Consider the following 14734-nt stretch of genomic DNA (forward strand, 5'->3'; position numbering starts at 1 on the left):
GGCAGAGATGCATTCGGCGGTTGAGACGGAATCGGAGGTCAAAAAATGCTCGCTGACGGCGATAGGGAAAGTGTCGACGCCGGCATCACGGATTCAGGACTTTGTTTTCAATGGTGTGAGCGAGAGCCATCTCTGCGACGTCGCGGGGATAGCTGGTGACTTCGCCCGTCCAGTCGCGAAAGCTCGAGCGGAAGCCGTGGGGTACGTAGTCGCCACGTTCGCTGCCGACACCGTACCCCATGCCGCGCATCAGCTGCAGCATGGCCATATTGGAGAGAGGGCGACCATAGCGAGCGCCGGGGAATACGTGTGTATTGCCTTGTACCTTCGGCAGCTGGGCCAACAGCTCCACCGCTTGCCGTGACAGCGGCACACGGTGTTCGCGGCGTGCCTTCATCCGGTCAGCTGGGATCGTCCAGGTTTCATTGTTGAGGTCGATCTCCAGCCAATCAGCGCGCAGGACCTCTGAAGTGCGCGTAGCTGTGAAGATCAGGAATTGCAGTGCCTTGGAGGAGATGCTGGTATAGCCCTGAAGCTCTGACATGAAGGCAGCGACATCATCGTAGGGCATGGCGGGGTGGTGGGTCACTTTCTTGACCCTTGCCGGCTTGGCCAGCAGCTTGTCGAGGTGGCCACGCCAGCGGGCAGGATTTACGGGGTCTCGGTAGCTGTGCGCTGCGGCGTAGTCGAGAACGTTCTCAATACGGCCTTGCACACGCTTGGCTGTCTCGGTTTTGTTGGTCCAGATCGGCGACAGGATCTTTAGGACGTCCTGGGTGGTGACCTCATCCACTGGCATGGAACCGATCACCGGTCGGGCATACGCCTTGAGCGTGCTGACCCACTGCCGCGCGTGCTTGGCGTTCCGCCAGCTACGGCGGTGAGATTTGATGTAGCGAGCGGCACAGCTGGTGAAGGTGGGAGTCGTCTCGTCTGCTTGTTCTTCCTCTACCTTGGCCTCAAGGGGGTCAACGCCCTCCTTGACGAGACTACGGTTTTTTCCGGCACGAGCACGCGCTTCAGAAAGGCTGACGTCCAAATAGCTACCAAGGCCCATGTCGCGAAGCTTGCCATTTCGCCGGAACCGATAGATCCAGCTAGCTCCCCCTTTCTTGCCGATCTTGAGGTACAGGCCTTCGCCATCGTTGGTCAATCCGGGCTTGGCCTCCCTGACCAGTTTCTGTACCCCGCGTGTGGTGAGCTTTCCCATGGCAGCCTCCTCGTTGCTTGAGAAGCAGCGTACCATACCTGAGCCCATACTCCAGCCCATACTTTGATTCTGCAATCGGCGATACAGCTTCGGATGTCTCTGGACGAAAAAGCCAAAAAAATATATATAAAACAGTTAGTAAAAGTTTGAAGATAGACTTCCCTGTATTTTAATCAAGCGGACTCCCCCTCCGCCACAGAATTTAGAAGGGGAATCAAGTTTAGCTTGATTCCCCTTCGTCGTTTCTACCCCATGGGAACGGTATTGGGAACAAATCTGGGAACGCTTATAGATCCAGAAGTTTCTCGATCATTTCCAATATTGCTTTCTACCTCTCCTGTCCCGGTGTCTTCCGAACAGTTCGATGATGCCCGCCACCAGGCGAGCACCATCGGTGGTTTCACGCCTGCGTCACAGCGTCATGAACGGCGACGCTTCATGGTCCTGGAACTGGTAGACCTTGTAGGGTGCCTGCTTCGGCCCCGGCATGCCGGGGGTGCCGCTGGGCATGCCGGCCAGGCCGATGCCGTCGGCCTCGGGCTGCTGTTCGAACAAAGCCTTTACTGCCGCCAGCGGGACATGCCCTTCGATGGTGTAGTCGCCCATCTTGACCGTGTGGCAGGCGCCCATGCCGTAGGGAACGCCGGCTGTCTGCTTGATCTCGGCAAGCGCCTCGTCGTCGACGATGGTGACGTCGACACCCATTTTTTCCAGATGACGCGCGTAGCCGTCACAGCAGCCGCACTGCGGGTTCTTGTACAGAGTGGCTTCGTGCGGCAGGGCGGCGCTGGCACTGGTGGCGCCCATCAGCAGACCGGTAGTGATCAGAAGGCGAGACAGTGTGATTTTCATGCGTGATAACCCAAGTTGGTGGTAAACAGGTCTGTTATGTGGGGTGCGATGTGGGGGCCGGGACGCCGCAGGGCCGCAGCCCGTTCGGCCGCCATGGGCAACGGCGCAGCAGCAGGCCGTCAACATGGGGTGGTGCTCGGCGTGTGGCGTCGGGGTGGCCCGTCAGCAGGCTCAGGTTCTTGGAGGGCGGCGCGGAGGCTGGGGAATGTGGTCACTCACGGCGGTGGTGGCCATGAACGGGCGAACGGCCGGAGGGATGACCGCAGGCGGGGCCGGGGCGAGAGGAAGAGCACAGGCTGTGCTGCAGTCCGCCTGCATGTCGAGCACCTGTCCCTGATCGAGCATCTTGCCCTGAAGCTGGATGCAATCATCGCGGCAGCTGTCCGTCGCCGCATGAGCGGAGAGCGTCGCCAGGGCGAGCACCAGAACCATCGACAGCGCCAGCAGGCGTTGCCACGTCTTTTGTCCTGATGTCGATAATGTCCAGCGCCGCAATGTCATGGCGGACTCCCCGGTACGTCGACGCCTATTGAACCCCGCCAAACGGAGCGATGCAATCCCGTACCGTCCGCTTGCCGATGTCGGCTCGGGCGAGGGCCGGGATTCACTCCCAGCAGGCGGTGGGAAGCCCTCGTGTCAGGGCCGGGTTGAGCCGGTCGGTCAGTTTCATGGGGTCGAACGACGATATGGCCAGCAGCCGGTCGACATCCTGGATCTGCAGGGCCTTGCGAGTCTTGCGCAACAGGTTCTGGGACTCCATTTCACTCAGCGTTCGGCTGACGTGCACCTTGGTCATGCCGAGAAGCTTGCTGAAATCCCCCTGCGAGAGCGGGACCAGAAAATCCCGTTCGACAGCCGGGTCGACGCGCCGCAGCCGGAAATAGAGCTCGAGCACGAAGTGAGCGATTCGCGCCCGGGCGTCATGACGCAGGATGTTGACCAGACGCTCGCTGATGATGGCTTGCTGTCGGGCGGCCGCGGCGTGAATGGCCAAGGACAGCGAAGAAGACTGCTGGAAGATATCGAGCAGACGCTCGGCGGGGAACGGGCAGACCACCCCCTCCGTCAGCATGACGACGTCAGTCGAGTGGGCCGGAAAGGTCAGCTCGCGAATGCCCATCAGGTCGCCGGGGATGAAGACATCCAGCACCTGCTCCTCGCCGCTTTCGGACTTGTGCATGCTGTAGGCCCAGCCGCAGCGCAGGGTGTACAGGGTATGGGGCGTATCCGCAGCCTCCCACAGCATATGCCCTCTGGCCACCGACCGAGGCGACTGCTCGAGTTCGGCCAGCAGGCGCTTGTCCGTGTCGGACAGCGCCAGGAAGTGCATGAGATTGTCGGAGACGCAGACTTCGTGAGGGGCTGTCGTCATGAAGACACCTGTCCCTAGGGCCATCCGTGCGAGCCAGGATAGCGGCAAATTGAATAATACAGGTTGAGTATTTTTTGCCTTTCATAACATGGGTTATCCAGGGGCGTCGGGTCAAGGGGCGTATGGTGGTACTGGGCACGGACGCCACTCAGGGAAGAACGGGCACGGGACGCTCGCCATGCCAGGGATGCACGAGCAGGAAGCTTGTGGTGAGTTTGCAAGGACACGCGGCGATTGAGGGCCTGCTCCCGGGAGGGGGTGGGCCTTCTCTTTGTCCCGTCCAACGAGCCGTTCCGTTCAACGCGTCTTCGCGATGGGCAGTTCCTGCCAGCGTGTCGTCCAGCGGTTGCTGCGGTTGCCGCAACGCAGCGACCAGGCGGCTCCGGGCGTGGGCATGCCGAATGTCACGGTGTCGCGCCCCATGCGCCGGTTGAGCCGGTCCAGCGTGGCCATGAGCGCGGCGCTGCGCTGTCGTTCGGTCTCGCTCTGTGTGACATCCAGCAGTGAAAGCTGATGATGGTCGATATCGACCAGATCCAGCAGCATCACGCCGCCCTTCAGGAAGCGATACCCCCGGCGATGGATCCGTTCGAGCGCCATCAGGGCGGCCTGCAGGATCAGCCGACTGTCGTCGGTGGGGCGCGCCAACTCGACGATCAGGCTCGGCGCATATTGCGGCAGATCCGGGCGGTGCGGAGGTGTTCGTAGGAACACTTGCACCGCCCGGCACAGGCTGCGCTGTTGGCGCAATTTTTCCGCGCCACGCTGGGCGTGCTGGCGAATCGCCTCGCGCAGCTCGCGGAGTTCATGGGTCAGCCGGCCGAAGCTGCGGGAAGTCATGATCCGCTGCCTGGAGGCATCGGTGGCGTTCATCTCGATGGCCGGGATGCCGCGCAGTTCCAGCACGGTCCGCTCGAGGGGGGTGCCGAAACGGCGGCGAATGTATCGGGCCTCCGCCTGGCGCAGGTCCGCGGCGGTGCGGATACCCACCAGGGGCAGTCGTTCCGCCAACCGGCGGCCGACGCCCCAGATTTCGCCCGGCGGTGTGCGCTGGAGAAGTTCCCGCGTTTCCGGACCATCGGCGGTGAGCCGCAACACACCGTGGCCGCCGGAGTGTGCCTTGGCGGCACGATTGGCCAGCTTGGCCAGGGTGCGAGTGGGCGCGATGCCCACGGAAACTGGAATGCCGGTGTACTGGCGCACCCGGTGGTGCAGGGTGTGGGCCAGGGCGAGGGTGCCTTCGGCATCGAGGCCGTCGAAGCGCACGAACATCTCGTCGATCGAGTAGGGCTCCACCCGCGGGGCAGACTCCTCCAGAACCGCCTGTACCCGGGCGGACATGTCCCCGTAAAGCTCATAGTTGGACGAGAGCAGCACCACGCCGTGACGCCTCGCCAGGGGCTGGAGCTGGAAGGCCGGCGTGCCCATCCTGACGCCCAGCGCCTTGAGTTCCTCCGATCGGGCGATGACGCAACCATCGTTGTTGGAGAGCACCCCCACCGGGACGCCTTCCAGATTGGGCTGGAAGACCCGCTCGCAACTGACATAGAAGTTGTTGCAGTCGACGAGACCGATCATGCGCACCTCACACCGGGTACTGGTGAATCACGGAGCGAATCACGCCCCAGATCCGGCATTCGTGCCCGGCCAGCGGGATCGGCGCATAGCGCGGATTGCCGGAAACGAGGCAGGGGCGGCCGCCATGCACTTCGTAACGCTTGACGATGACCTCGCCGTCGACGAGCGCGGCCACCATGTGGCCGGGGCGCGGGTCCAGCGAGCGGTCGATGATCAGCAGGTCACCGTCGTGCATGCCGAAGTCCTCCATGCTGTCGCCGCTCACGCGCATGAAGAAGGTGGCGCTGGGGCGCTTGATCAGGTGCTCGTTGAGATCGAGCCGATCACTCGTGTAGTCCTGGGCCGGCGAGGGGAAGCCGCTGAGGCCGGCGCGTATGCGGATTTCGGGGAAGGGGAGTGCGAGCGGCATGGCCGGTTGCCGGGGCTGATGGAAGGCGTGTTGCGACATGGCCGGATCCCTGAGGTATGGTTTCTGTATTTATATACAGTATTCAGTGAAAGGTCCGTCATGGCAAATTCGCCGATGCGGAAATGCATGTTTTCAGGCGTGGTGTTGTCGGCAATCGCTTACACGTCGTATGGAGTCTGGCTGATGGGCAGTCTGGAACGCGAGGCCTACATTGAAATCGACAGGTAACAGTCCCTGTCTTGACCCCAACGCATTGTATGGCCCCGCCGTCCGGTGGGGCCTTTTTTGTTTGCGGCGTGCGTTAGCCGAAAAAGCCATTGCTGCCGAGCGTGTCAAGACCCGCCGCCTGGGGCGCTGACTCAGAGTGTTGGCGTGTCGCCCGTTACCAGCGACGCGACACGCCGCTCCCGCTCGGCGCGGCGCAACATGCGCAGCCGCGAGCGAATCTCGTCGCGCTCCAGGTAGCAGCCCTGCAGCCAGCGCTGCCCCGAGTCGCCCGCAAAGGCGTCGCGGGCATGCAGCAGCCGCCGGTTGTCGAAGATCACCAGGTCGCCGGGGTGGTAGGTGAAGCGCATGGCAAAATGCGGTTCATGCAGCATCCGTTGCAGGGTGGTCAATGCCGCGTAGGCTGGTTCCACGTCATCGAACGGCGCCATCAGCGGCCCGCGCAGGAAATCGGCGATGCGTACCTCGCTCAGTCGGCCGCTGTCGTCGCGCCGGATCATCGGCGCGTACCAGACGTAGTCGCTGGTGCGGGCGGTGTTGGCGTAGCACCACTTGACGCGGGTCAGCGTCTCGAAGGCATACGGGTCACGCTCCCGCAGGGCCTCGGCGACCGCGAAGCCGTCCATCATCACCGCCTGGCCGCCGGCGACGCTGTTTTCCAGGCAGTGCAGCAGCTGCAGGCCGGGCTGGTATTCGCGGGTGGGCAGGTCGACGTGTGGCGGCAGGGCGATCGAGGTATAGGCATTGGAGTCCGGATCGGGCTTGGCGCGCACGTCGAACAGGCTGCCGAAGTTGGTACTCCGCAGCGGGCCGATACGCTCGGCGATGCGCGCCAGGGTGCCGGGCTCGGTGGGCAGGTTGCGCAGCCGCACCAGGCCGTGGCTCAGCACCGCGGTGAGTGCCGACTCGAGCAGGGCCTGCGCGTCGGGGGCCTCTGGCTCGCGTTCGAGCCAGCCAGCGGCATCGAGGCTGTGCGGGGCGTCGTGGCGATCGCCGGTCCAGACGGTGACGGGCACCAGTGGGGCATCGATATGCTCGGTGTTCGAGTAGTCATGGGCGCGCAGCCAGCCCGGGTGGAAGCGCAGCGTGCGCTGTTCCGGGGCGAAGGTCACGCTGAGCGCCCCGGTGTCGTCCAGCCGGGCGGCCTCGACGGTCGGCCAGGCGCCGAGCCGTGATAGATCGAGGGTTCGCTCGCGGGTCGCCGGGTTGACGGTGCTGTCGTCCGCGGCGTTCTCGCGCAACCAGATGCTGTGATAATGGCTCGTTCGGCCGTCCTGCCAATGCAGCGTGACAAGATGGGGCTGGTGCTCGACGGTAGAGAGCCGGGTCTCTACCGGCCAGGCGTCGTAGTCGGGTGTCGGTGGCAGTTGATCGGGGCTGTCAGGTGCATGTTGCATCAGGGTCTCCGTCGCGAAGCGGGCATGTCATCGAGCATGCCGGTGCATCGTGACGGCGGGTTCGCCGCAGGCGACGTTTTCTTGACGTTGGTCGTCGTGTCAGGTGGCGCTCGGTTTCAGGCGCGTCTGGCGAGGACTTTCGCGGTAGCGCTGGCGGTAGGCACGCGAAAAGCTCGATGCCGAGGTGAAGCCGCAGGCCAGGCCGATGCTCAGGATGTCGTGGTCGGTTTCCTGCAGCAGCTGGCGGGCCCGCGCCAGGCGCAGGTGGCGATAGTAGTCGCGTGGCCGCACCCCCAGCTCCTGCTCGAAAAGCCGCTGCAGCTGGCGCAGCGACAGGGCGACCCTCGAGGCGATCCGGTCCAGAGGCAGTGGGGATTCGACATGTCGTTCCATCAGGGCGACGGCATCCACCAGGGCGGGCTTGTGGGTGCCGAGGCGCTGCACCAGGGCCTGACGCTGCTGGTGCTGGGGCGTGCGGCCCTGGTCGTGGATCAGCTGCTCGCTCACGGCAGTGGCCAGTGCCCGGCCGTGACGCCGGGCGATCAGGTCGAGCGACATGTCCATGGCGGCCGCGCCGCCGGCGCAGGAGAAACCCTGCTCGGTGACTTCGAACAGCGACTCGACGGCGTCGATATCGGGAAAGCGCTCGCGAAAGGCGGGCAGGCTCTCCCAGTGCAGGGTCACGCGACGTCGTGCCAGCAGCCCGGCCCGGGCGAGGATGATGCTGCCGGTATCGATGCCGCCCAGCGCGCAGCCGTCCTCGGCGAGACGGTGCAGCCAGCGCAGGGTGTGCCGGGTCAGCGTCGCCTCCGGCTCGAAACTGCTGCAGATCGCCAGGCTGGGCAGCCGGGGCGCCGTGTCCGGCGAGGCATCGGCGAGCAGCGTCATACCGTTGCTGGCGGTGATCGGCTCGCCGTCCTGGGTGATGATCTTCCAGGCGAACAGCTCGCGGCCTGCGACCCGATTGGCGATGCGCAGTGGCTCGACGGCGGAGAAGAACGCCACCATCGCGAAGCGGGGCATCAGCAGGAAGCCGAGCGTTTCGGGGAAAGGGCCGGTGTAGTGAAGTCGCATGTCGCCGTCGAAGCCTTGGCTGCCTGAAGCCGGCATGGTAACCGATGGCGGTCGTCAGGCAAGGCGCCGCCGGTGCTAGGCAGTGGCCCCTGCCTTGGCGTATTGTTGCCCGGCCCGGTCACCGCAGACGTCATGACGTGTGCTGTCTCGCAGTGTGCGGCGGCAGGGCGAAAGCGGGTGGTTTGCCGGTCAGGAGAGAGGATGAAGCGCGCGTTCTGGTGGGTGGTTCTGGGCATGTTGTTCGTCTTGCCGTCATGGGCTCGGGCGGCTCCGGAGACGGACAAGGTCTGGGTGTTGATCGATCATGCCAGTTCGACCCTGACGGTCTATCGAGGCCAGCAGGAAATCGAACGTTTTCATCCCGTCGCCGTGGGGCGACGAGGAGTCGCCGACACGCGATTGCGGGGCGATATGACCACGCCCAGCGGTGTCTATCATGTCACACGATTCAATTATGATAGTGACTTTCATCTCTTTATCGGGCTGGATTTTCCCAACCTGACCCAGGCTCGTCGGGCTGAGGAAACCGGTGTCCTGAGTGAGCGGGAGTTCGAGCGTTACCTGCGTTTCTATCGACGGCATGGGCGACCGCCTCAGGACACGGTGCTGGGCGGTGACATCGGTATTCACGGGCTGGGTCAGGCCGACCCCGTCATGCATCGTCGCTTCAATTGGACACAGGGTTGCGTTGCCGTGACCAACCCGCAGATCGATCGTCTGGGCGAGCTGGTGCAACTTGGCACCAAGGTCATCATCCGCTAGTTTCTAGGGTGGAAGTGATGCAGGTTTGCTTGCATCATAGAGGCGGGTTTCATGGACGACGACCATCGTTGCCCTGAAGACCTGCCGAGCAGGAATCCAACGCAAAGAACCAAGGATAGACTCTAAGGAGATCATGATGGCTAACAGCTTCAGCAGCGCTCTCAAGCTTTCCGCAGTTGGTGCCGCCATGCTGGTCATGGCAGGCTGTGCTGCACAGGGCGGTGACGAGCAGAGCAAGTGGGATCAGATGGATTCCGATGTCGCCGAGGCTCGCAGCATGTCGAGCGAGGCGCTGAACACCGCCAACCAGGCGCAGCAGACTGCCCAGTCTGCCCTGCAGATGGCGCGTGAAAACCGTCAGGCCATGGACCGCATGTTCCAGCAGTCCATGCAGAAGTAATGCGACGATTCTGCCTCGCGGAGAGGCAGAATCTGCATGACGAAGGCCCCGCTCCGGCGGGGCCTTCGACGTTTCGGGGCACACTCGGGGCGTGCAGGTCAGGCGGCCGCCGCCTTGCGATTCAGGGTCTCGAGCAGGGCTTCGACCACCGCGAAGCGCCGGGCCTCGTCGGCCATGTCGGCCTCGAAGCGCAGGGTCTCCGCGCCATCCAGCCGGTACTGCTCGGGGTTCTGCTGAATCAGCTGCACCAGGGTCATGGGGTCGACGGCCGGATGGTCGCCGAAGATCACGCGTCCGCGTGACTCGCCGGCTTCCAGGCGCACGATGCCCAGCCGCTCGGCGCGCTGGCGCAGCCGGGTCTGGCGCATCAGCGTCTTGACCGGCGCCGGCAGCAGCCCGAAGCGGTCGATCATCTCGACCTGCAGTTCCTTGAGCGCGGCCTCGTCATCGGCATGGCTGATGCGCTTGTACATGACCAGCCGCTGCTGGACGTCATGCAGGTAGTCGTCGGGAATCAGCGCCGGCAGATTGAGGCTGATCTCCACGCCTTCCTCGAGCGGCGCCTCGATGTTGGGCGTCCTGCCGGCACGGATCGCCTTCACCGCGCGGTCGAGCATCTGCATGTAGAGGCTGTAGCCGACGGTTTCCATCTGGCCGCTCTGTTCGTCGCCGAGCAGTTCGCCGGCGCCGCGAATCTCCATGTCGTGGCTGGCCAGGGTGAAGCCGGCGCCGAGGTCCTCGGCCTGGCCGATGGCCTCGAGCCGCTTCACGGCATCCCTGGTCATCGCCCTGGGATGCGGGGTGAGCAGGTAGGCATAGGCCTGGTGGTGGCTGCGGCCCACGCGGCCGCGCAGCTGGTGCAGCTGGGCCAGGCCGAACTTGTCGGCGCGCTCGATGATGATGGTGTTGGCGCTGGGCACGTCGATGCCGGTCTCGATGATCGTCGAGCACACCAGCACGTTGAAACGCTGGTGATAGAAGTCCGACATGATCCGCTCCAGCGAGCGCTCGGGCAGCTGGCCGTGGGCCACCGCGACCCGGGCCTCGGGCACCAGTTCGCGTATCGCCTCGGCGCTCTGCTCGATGGTCTTGACCTCGTTGTGCAGCACGTAGGCCTGGCCGCCGCGCAGGATCTCGCGCAGCAGCGCCTCCTTGATCACGCCATCGTCGCGCTGCTGGACGAAGGTCTTCACCGACAGGCGGCGTGCCGGCGGGGTGGCGATGATCGATAGATCGCGAATGCCGCTCATGGCCATGTTGAGCGTCCGTGGGATTGGCGTGGCGGTCAGCGTGAGGATGTCGACCTCGGCGCGCAGGTTCTTGAGCCGCTCCTTCTGACTGACCCCGAAGCGATGTTCCTCGTCGACGATCAGCAGCCCCATGTTGGGGAACTTCATCGACTTGGAGAGCAGCTTGTGGGTGCCGATGACGATGTCGGCACGGCCTTCCTCGATGCGCTTCAGGGTGTCGGCCTGGCCCTTGCCGCCGGTGAAGCGCGAGATCAGCTCGACTTGCACCGCGGTGTCGGCGAAGCGATCGCGGAAGTTGTCGTAGTGCTGGCGGGCGAGCAGGGTGGTGGGCACCAGCACCACCACCTGGCGGCCCGAGTGCACGGCGAGGAAGGCGGCGCGCATGGCGACCTCGGTCTTGCCGAAGCCGACATCGCCGCAGACCACCCGGTCCATGGGGCGTGGCGCGGTCATGTCGCCGATCACCGCCTGGATTGCCGCGCGCTGGTCGGGGGTCTCCTCGAACGGGAAGCTGGCGGCGAAACGCTGGTAGTCCTCGCCGGGCGCTTCGCAGGCGAAGCCTTCGCGGGCCTCGCGGCGCGCGTAGATGTCGAGCAGTTCGGCGGCGGTATCGCGGATGCGCTCGGCGGCCTTCTTCTTGGCCTTGTCCCAGGTGTCGGAGCCCAGCTTGTGCAGCGGGGCGAGCTCATCACTGGCGCCGGCATAGCGCGAGATCAGGTGCAGGCTGTCGACCGGCACATAGAGCCGTGCGCCGTCGGCATACTCGAGCGCCACGAACTCGGCGGCCTGGCCGCCGGCCTCGAGGGTCTCGAGGCCCAGGTAGCGGCCCACGCCGTGGGCCTGGTGCACCACCGGAGCGCCGGGTCGCAGCTCCGAGAGGTGGCGGATCGCCAGCTCGTTGTCGTCGGTGGCCTTCTCGCGGCGACGGCTCTGGCGGACCACATCGCCGAACAGCTCGGTCTCGGTGATCACCGCCAGTGCCGGGTCATCGAGGTTCAGCCCTTCCTCGAGCAGCCCCTCGGTAATCGCCAGCGGCGTGTCATCGGCCAGGAAACTCTGCCAGCTATCGGCATGGGGAATCTCGCGGTGCAGGACGGCAAGGGTTTCCTCCAGGGCCTCGCGGCGGCCGCGGGATTCGGCGACGAACAGGATGCGCTGGCCGGCGTGCGCGGTCAGGTAGCGCTCGAGTGCGGCCAGCGGTTGCTGCGCACGGGCATTGATCGCCACCTGGGGCGGCGGCTGGGTCGCCGGGTGCCGGGCGTGAGGGTGCGCTTCGTCGCGGGTCAGCTCGAGGCGGGGGCGCGCCTTGATGGCGGCGAACACCTCGGGCACCGGGATGAAGGCCCGGGACGGGGGCAGCAGGGGACGTGTCGGGTCGACGCCGAGGTTCTCGTAGCGGCTCTGGATCGCTGCCCAGTGGTGGTCCGCCGCCTCATGGACGCCGGGCATCAGGGCGATGCGAGTGCCCGCGGCGAGGTGGTCGAACAGCGTCGCGGTTTCCTCGAAGAACAGCGGCAGGTACTGCTCCAGCCCCGGCGAGGGAATCCCCTTGATGGCGTCGTTGTACAGCGGGCACTGGCGCGGGTCGACATCGAACAGCGTCTCGAAGCCCTCACGGAAACAGGCGATCGCCGAGCGCGTCAGCGAGTACTCGTGCGCGGGCAGCAGCTCGATCGTCTCGACCTTGTCGCCGCTTCGCTGGGTGTCGGGGTCGAAGCGGCGCAGGGTGTCGATCTCGTCATCGAACAGGTCGATGCGCAGTGGTGTTTCGCTGCCCATCGGGAAGAGGTCGATCAGCGCGCCGCGCAGGGCGTACTCGCCGGGCTCGTAGACGGTTTCCACCGCACGGTAGCCGGCACGTGCCAGGCGGGTGCGGAAGGCGTCGCGGTCGAGCGTCATGCCGACTTCCAGTGTCATCACCCGCCCGGCGATGTAGTCGGTCGGCGGCAGGCGCTGCATCAGGGTGTTGATCGGCACGATGACGATACCGCCATCGGCGCTCTGCAGGCGACGCAGGGTACGCAGACGCTCGGAGACGATGTCCTGATGTGGCGAGAAACTGTCGTAGGGCAGCGTCTCCCAGTCGGGGAAGGGCAGCACCGGCACGTTCGCGAAGAAGCGCAGGGCGCTTTCCAGGCGCTGGGCACCGGCGGTGTCGGCGGTGATCACCAGCAATTGGGCATCGTCGGCGAGTCGCGCCAGGCTCAGTGGTGTGGCGGCACCGTGGGGTGCCAGGCAGTAAAGCGTGTCGCGAACCCCCGAGGGGCGCGGTGGATCGAGTGGCGAAAAGTCAGGCATGTTCGACAACATTTCGACGTGGCGACGGTGGAGCGATCATAACAGCTGCGAGTGGCTGCCGGGAAAAGCGCGGCCCTTGTGCCTCGTAAACCCGCGGCACAGGCCGATTTTGCGCTTGTAGTCAACCCGTGATTTCTGTAGTGGGCCTACAGCAAGTGCGACCATACAGCGATTGCAGTCCTGTCTCAGCGGCACGGATAATACGTGGGTCATTATCCACGCGATTCCGTAAGGGGCGACTACGTGAGTCAAGACAAGCTCGACACCTGTTTCCAGGAATGGCAGGACAACGAAGCACTGGCCGAAGAGATGATTCCCCTGCTCGGTCAGCTGTACCGCAAGTACAATGTGGTGCCTTCGCTGTACGGCCGCTCGCTGATCATCCGTTCGGTGATCCGGATTCTCAAGAACCACCGCTACGTGAAGAAGGTCGAGGGCACCGAGCTGTCCGTGCGGGATACCCTGCCGATGGTTCGCGCCATGCTGAACCTGGAGCTGGGGCCGGCGCACATTGACCTGGGCAAGCTGGCGGTCGCCTTCAAGCGCAGCGGGCGCAGCGACGTCGAAGCCTTCCTGCGCGAGGAGCTGGCCGAGATTGTCGGCGGCCACGAAACCAACGGCATGGGCGGCGAGCCCAAGGACGTGGTGCTCTACGGCTTCGGCCGTATCGGGCGCATCCTGGCCCGCATCCTGATCGAGAAGGCTGGCGGCGGCAACCTGCTGCGCCTGCGTGCCATCGTGGTGCGCGGCGGTGGCGACGACCTCGAGAAGCGCGCGAGCCTGCTGCGTCGCGACTCGGTCCACGGGCCGTTCTCCGGCTCGATCAGCGTCGATCACGAAAACAGCGCCCTGATCGCCAACGGGCACTATATCAAGGTGATTCACGCCGACTCGCCTGCCGAGATCGATTACACCGCCTACGGTATCGACAACGCCATCGTCGTCGATAACACCGGCAAGTGGCGCGACGAGGAGGGGCTGTCCCAGCACCTGGCGAGCAAGGGCGTGGCCAAGGTGCTGCTGACCGCGCCGGGCAAGGGCGATCTCAAGAACATCGTCTACGGTATCAATCACGGCGACATCGGCGACGAGGACCGGATCATCTCCGCGGCGTCGTGCACCACCAACGCCATCGTGCCGGTGCTCAAGGCCATCAACGACGAATTCGGCATCGCCAATGGCCACGTCGAGACGGTGCACTCCTACACCAACGACCAGAACCTGATCGACAATTACCACAAGGGCGATCGCCGCGGCCGCAGTGCGCCGCTCAACATGGTGTTGACCGAGACCGGGGCGGCCAAGGCGGTGGCCAAGGCGCTGCCGGAGCTGTCCGGCAAGCTCACCGGCAACGCGATTCGCGTGCCGACGCCCAACGTCTCCATGGCGATCCTCAACCTGAACCTGACGCGCGAGGCCGACCGGCAGACCCTCAACGACTACCTGCGTCGCATCTCGCTGGACTCGCCGCTGCAGAAGCAGATCGACTACGTCGACTCGCCCGAGGTGGTGTCCTCGGACTTCGTCGGCAACCGCCACGCCGGCATCGTCGATGCCAAGGCGACCATCGCCGACGGCACCAATGCCGTGCTCTACGTCTGGTACGACAACGAGTTCGGCTACAGCTGCCAGGTGGTGCGCATCCTCCAGTCCATGTCCAACGTGCGTTTCCGCTACCTGCCTCGCGCCCGCGACTGACGGGCCTTTGCGGCGCCCCGCCCGGGGCGCCGCCTGTCTTCTGCCGGCGCCGTCACTCTCCGGCTGCTGGTGGCCTTTCGATCGGTGTCTCTTTATAATGGCTGCGTTTTTTTGGGCGCGGTCCGTATGGCCACGGGCTGTACATATCACAATATTCTGACAAGAAAGTTTTCGAGCACCGTGACTGTTGCCGCTCACGACGCAGGCCT

Annotated in this window: 12 protein-coding genes; 3 read left to right on the plus strand and 9 right to left on the minus strand. The window is 64.7% G+C overall.

Features of this window, described 5'->3' with window-relative positions:
* Positions 1-85: 85 nt before the first annotated feature.
* From ACTCB7_RS12100 to ACTCB7_RS12135, 8 genes are all read right to left on the minus strand, one after another.
* Complete coding sequence (locus tag ACTCB7_RS12100) at positions 86-1210, minus strand: tyrosine-type recombinase/integrase (protein ID WP_463006867.1); 1125 nt, start codon at positions 1208-1210, stop codon at positions 86-88.
* Positions 1211-1621: 411 nt separating this feature from the next.
* Positions 1622-2062: a DUF411 domain-containing protein gene (locus ACTCB7_RS12105; RefSeq protein ID WP_463006868.1), complete on the minus strand. Its 441-nt coding sequence runs from the start codon at positions 2060-2062 to the stop codon at positions 1622-1624.
* A 171-nt stretch (positions 2063-2233) separates the two neighbouring features.
* The gene (locus ACTCB7_RS12110; protein ID WP_463006869.1) at positions 2234-2563 is read right to left on the minus strand and encodes a hypothetical protein; all 330 of its coding nucleotides are present in this window, start codon (positions 2561-2563) and stop codon (positions 2234-2236) included.
* Positions 2564-2666: 103 nt separating this feature from the next.
* Complete coding sequence (locus tag ACTCB7_RS12115; RefSeq protein WP_463006870.1) at positions 2667-3434, minus strand: Crp/Fnr family transcriptional regulator; 768 nt, start codon at positions 3432-3434, stop codon at positions 2667-2669.
* 297 nt (positions 3435-3731) lie between these two features.
* Positions 3732-5012, minus strand: a complete 1281-nt coding sequence (locus ACTCB7_RS12120) for a Y-family DNA polymerase (RefSeq protein WP_463006871.1) — start codon at positions 5010-5012, stop codon at positions 3732-3734.
* A gap of 7 nt (positions 5013-5019) precedes the next feature.
* Positions 5020-5460, minus strand: a complete 441-nt coding sequence (locus ACTCB7_RS12125) for a LexA family protein (RefSeq protein ID WP_463006872.1) — start codon at positions 5458-5460, stop codon at positions 5020-5022.
* Between the two features lie 320 nt (positions 5461-5780).
* Positions 5781-7043 carry a TauD/TfdA family dioxygenase gene (locus ACTCB7_RS12130; RefSeq protein ID WP_463006873.1) on the minus strand — a complete coding sequence of 421 codons (1263 nt, stop codon included), beginning with the start codon at positions 7041-7043 and terminating at the stop codon, positions 5781-5783.
* A gap of 99 nt (positions 7044-7142) precedes the next feature.
* A complete protein-coding gene (locus tag ACTCB7_RS12135) occupies positions 7143-8117 on the minus strand; it encodes a GlxA family transcriptional regulator (protein ID WP_463006874.1) in 975 nt (324 codons plus the stop codon).
* Between the two features lie 201 nt (positions 8118-8318).
* Between ACTCB7_RS12135 and ACTCB7_RS12140 the strand changes: the two genes are divergently transcribed.
* Positions 8319-8879: a L,D-transpeptidase family protein gene (locus tag ACTCB7_RS12140; protein ID WP_463006875.1), complete on the plus strand. Its 561-nt coding sequence runs from the start codon at positions 8319-8321 to the stop codon at positions 8877-8879.
* Positions 8880-9015: 136 nt separating this feature from the next.
* Positions 9016-9279, plus strand: coding sequence for an Lpp/OprI family alanine-zipper lipoprotein (locus tag ACTCB7_RS12145; RefSeq protein ID WP_224415223.1), 264 nt, complete (start codon positions 9016-9018; stop codon positions 9277-9279).
* Positions 9280-9377: 98 nt separating this feature from the next.
* Here the strand turns inward: ACTCB7_RS12145 and mfd are convergent, their stop codons facing one another.
* Positions 9378-12827, minus strand: a complete 3450-nt coding sequence (gene mfd / locus ACTCB7_RS12150) for a transcription-repair coupling factor (protein WP_463006876.1) — start codon at positions 12825-12827, stop codon at positions 9378-9380.
* A 243-nt stretch (positions 12828-13070) separates the two neighbouring features.
* Here mfd and ACTCB7_RS12155 point away from each other — a divergent pair, with 243 nt between their 5' ends.
* Complete coding sequence (locus ACTCB7_RS12155; protein WP_163649949.1) at positions 13071-14525, plus strand: glyceraldehyde-3-phosphate dehydrogenase; 1455 nt, start codon at positions 13071-13073, stop codon at positions 14523-14525.
* Positions 14526-14734: the final 209 nt, after the last annotated feature.

This window comes from Modicisalibacter sp., assembly GCF_055145905.1.